This window comes from Pediococcus ethanolidurans (assembly GCF_001437405.1).
In the GTDB taxonomy this organism is placed as follows: domain Bacteria; phylum Bacillota; class Bacilli; order Lactobacillales; family Lactobacillaceae; genus Pediococcus; species Pediococcus ethanolidurans.
On the sequence record NZ_JQBY01000046.1, the window covers coordinates 1 to 4,181 of the forward strand.

General features: G+C 38.3%; 2 protein-coding genes and 1 pseudogene. 2 read left to right on the forward strand and 1 reads right to left on the reverse strand.

Going from position 1 to position 4,181, the window contains the following annotated elements; genetic code table 11:
- Window positions 1–252 precede the first annotated feature (252 nt).
- Window positions 253–747 carry a hypothetical protein gene (locus IV87_RS10660; protein WP_057808109.1) on the reverse strand — a complete coding sequence of 165 codons (495 nt, stop codon included), beginning with the start codon at window positions 745–747 and terminating at the stop codon, window positions 253–255.
- A gap of 204 nt (window positions 748–951) precedes the next feature.
- Between IV87_RS10660 and IV87_RS10665 the strand changes: the two genes are divergently transcribed.
- Together IV87_RS10665 and IV87_RS10670 are read left to right on the forward strand one after the other, a co-directional pair.
- The gene (locus tag IV87_RS10665; protein ID WP_057808112.1) at window positions 952–2,655 is read left to right on the forward strand and encodes a hypothetical protein; all 1,704 of its coding nucleotides are present in this window, start codon (window positions 952–954) and stop codon (window positions 2,653–2,655) included.
- Between the two features lie 180 nt (window positions 2,656–2,835).
- A pseudogene (locus tag IV87_RS10670) lies at window positions 2,836–4,118 on the forward strand (ISL3 family transposase).
- The last annotated feature ends 63 nt before the right edge of the window (window positions 4,119–4,181 follow it).

The window sequence follows — 4,181 nt, forward strand, 5'->3', positions numbered from 1 at the left end:
AAAAGTTGTCTCAGGAATCAGCTTACATCCAGAATTGAAAAGAGAGGTAACTATGAAAAAACTTGGAGGAATTATTTTATTGGCCGTTAGTATGTTTATCATCGGATTTCTGTTAATGCTGCTGATTCTCCTTCTCAATTGGAAATGAAAACCAAAAGTGTACCAGTAGTAAGAAATCTTTTTTTAATGCTGAAAAAAAGATTCAGACTACTGACATAGCCCAAATCTTACTTAAACTCTATTCACCAAAAATTAACTAAGTTTACGATGCATTCCCACGTTTACTGCTACAGTTCCCACAATAAATAGAATAAATGCAAAATTAGAAGCAACTGCCAAAAGTGAAGCAGCATTTAACAACTCAAACGCAATTAACACAAATGTCCAAGATTGAATTGCGAGCCAAATAACCACACCATCAGCTAAGGATAAATTAAATAATTTAATATTTAAAAAATCTAAAAAAGCTGGAATTCGAAACTCAAAATCATTCACAATTTTACGACACAGATGCAAACTTACCAGACCAATTAAGACTTGAGCTAGAAAGAAAACAACCAGAATCGCAATCAGTGAATTAATTTGATCACCGGCCACAACATTAATGGAATAAACCGGTCGACCCCAGAAGTTAATTAACGTTGGAATCTGAGTCTGCATACTTTTCCCTAGAAAAAGCACAGTTAGTACTTCAACAAAGATATTCACTAACATAAACCAACTGAGTTTATACTTAAATTTAATCATCGTAAGCCTCCATCCTCGCTTGTAGTATAATAGTTTTAATAATGTAAGCGCTTTATTTACAACTTCATTATACTAGCTATTCATCAATTAGCAAACTTCTAATTTCAGAAGTTTATTAAAAACTAGTGACGTAATCGTTCACATATGAGATCCTAAGCGTAGGTTGTGTCGTTATTGATCAACAAACTTTGGAGGTATGTATCAATGGTATATATAATTTTACTTAGTTTTTTAACCCCTTTACTTATCTGGGCCGGTTTTATTGTCACTGCCGATCACTCTGATCGCCGTACCGTCGTGACTAACGGCCTTTGGATTTTAGTAATACTACTTATTTTAAAGGCCATTCAAACCTATGCTTGGTTGCCTTCTCGTAATCCACTTTCACTACTTGGCGCAAATTTAATCTGGGGTGCTGCCATCTTACTAGCACTTTACCTGCTGTGTCGGGTAAACACTAATTCCAGTTTTTTGCGCACCACGCTTGCTGCCGGTGGTTTACTGGTGATCTTATTAGTCGTCGTGGCTGGTGGAGAAGCCCATTCTGCTTTCTCTGTAAAACCAGTTGCCAAAAGTATCCAGTCTAAAAAGATTTCTAGTAAAGAAGCCCCTACTTTTAAACGGGGTGTCACTCCTGTAGCCCTGTCGCCCAAAACCGTTAAAAACCGCATGAATAAGAACATGAGTGACGTTCCAAATTCACAGTATTTTCATTTAGGTGATATTCAGGCTCAGTATTATCATGGCAAACCCGTTTACATTGCTCCCGTTGAATTTGATGGCTTTTTTAAATATATGTCAGCCAAACAACGTACGCCAGGTTATTTCATTATTGACGCCACTTCTGTGAGTGCCGAACCCAAGTTTGTGCGTAAATCGATGAAGTATACCAACGCAAGTTATTTTAATAACAATGCGCAACGGCATATTTATCAAGATTATCCACAATGGTTAGTTGCCGACAACAGTGAACCACAATTAGAAGTAGACGAAAATGGCACACCTTACTATATCGAAACCACCTATAAATCTATGGCTTTAAGTCATCGCATAAATTACTCAAAATTGCATGTTATTGCAGTAAATGCAATCACCGGTAAAACCAATCTGTACGCCTTGAAAAATTTGCCGAAGTGGATTGATGAAGGGATTACTTCTGACGTCGCTGACTACATGAACACAGCTTATGGAAAATATCAGCGTGGTTGGTTAAATATGCATCTCAGTAAAACTGGTATTCAAGTCCCTACAAATAGTGAAGTCATTTCCACGTTTGATCGGCAAGGAAATGTTCAGTATTTTACCGATTTTACTAATCCTCGCTCGGATGCAGATAGTGCCTTAGGTTATTCCATGATTAATGCGCGCACTGGTCAACTAGTTTATTACAAAACTCACGGCATCATGGATTCTGACGGTGCTCGAAACAACGCGGACAATAATTATAAGGCCCAACAGTGGAAGTCTTCCATGCCCGTCATTTATAACATCAATGGCAAGCCAACCTGGGTACTGTCTATTTTGGATAGTACCAGTGCTTTTCGGGGCTACTATTATATTGATGCTGCTGATCAATCCGTTCATGCCACCGGAAATAATGCTAATGAAGCTGTGGACAATTTCCGTCAGGCTTTGGTTGATAGTGGCGCTAGTGCTGGCAATACGGCAGGAACAAAACTTAAAACAATTACCGGTACCGTCGCACGGGCAGTTCTGGCAACTAAAGGCAGTAATCAAGTCTTACTCTTTACGCTATCCGGCAGTAACACTGTTTATACAGCCGATGGTGATGATTTTCAAAAAGCGTTATTAACCCAAGCTGGCGATAAAGTTCGTCTTAAAGCTTATGTTGTTAATGGAAAATCAGTTGGTAACGTCGAAAAATTCACTAATTTAAATTTAAAATGATTTTTAAAACCAAAAAGAGGATCTCGAAATTAAACGGTTCTATACTTTTTCCTGTTGATAGCCTACTTAACATGGTAATCTATTAGCAGGATTTTTTAGTGCAAAATAAAAAAGGCCCATAAGCCTCGCACCTAAAAAATCCACCCACTACAGCATCTTTTTTAAAGGACGTGAAAACTTATGGACCTTGTAGATAATAATATAAAATTTGCGCTCAGTATTAAAGACCCAAATGTAGTTTTTACAAATATAACTATCAAGTGATTAAAGCTAAGCGCGCAAAAGTATATATAGCCACGGTTAAGTTCGACCAAAAACATTGCGCTAACTGTGGCTTTTGCGAGCTAAGTCATAATGGACACTACGTATCACGCGTGACCTATCTGGCAGCGAATGCGAGTGAACCAGTTTATTTAGAACTCCATAAAGAACGCGTCATTTGTCGTAATTGTAAAGCGTCGTTTATGGCTACTTCTGATGTGGTAGACAAGTACTGTTGTATCTCCCGAGCCACGCGTCAGAAAGTGTTTATGAGTCTACAAGACGACCGCACTCAAGCTAGCATTGCGATCGATGCCGGCATATCAGCTAGCACTGTCTGTCGTTACTTAGACAACTATGATGACTTATTTCGCAGAAATCTTAACTATCTACCGGTTCATCTCGCCATGGATGAATTTAGAGGAATTGGTGGTCGGCTCCATTTCATCTGTATTAATGGCGCTGGTGAGCACGAAATTCAACAAATTCTGCCAGACCGATTCAAGCAAAGTATTACTGATTATTTTAAACAATTTCCAGCAAGTGTTCGAGCACGTGTCAAAACAGTTATCGTAGATCTAAATAGTTACTATCAAGACATTGCCAAGGCAATGTTTCCGCAGGCAAAAATTGTGATCGACCGCTTTCACATCGTTGCAATGATGACTCGAGCTTTTAATCAAACTCGGGTGCAAACCATGAAAAAGTACAATAAAAGATCCTATGAATATCGCACGTTAAAGTTCGCCTGGCGGCTTTATTTGAAGTATGCCGGAAATCTAGATGAGGAACATGTCTTTTATGACCGACACCTGCGAAAACAACTCACACAACTAGAACGTGTAGAACAAGGACTGACAATTAACGAAGAACTTAAAGCATCGTACGAGTCGATGCAAAGCATCATGGAAAACCTTAAGAATCAAGACAAAGACAAGCTTGTGGAAGATCTATATACAAATCAAAATATAAGTCCCTACATGAAAGCAGTGTTTCAAACGTTCAAAAAGAACTTAGTGGTTGTACTCAACGCCAGTGAATCGGACTATACGAATGGCCCAGTCGAAGGCATGAATCGAATGATTAAACAAATTCAACGCACAGCATTTGGATTCCGTAATTACCATCATATGATTTCACGTATTAAGTTACGGCAAATGAGAACAAAACCAATGAAAAAAACAGAGTTGAAAGTCGCATGACTTTCAACTCTGTAAAAGCTATTCATCAACAGGATTTCTAATATGATGTCAAGTATCAACTTA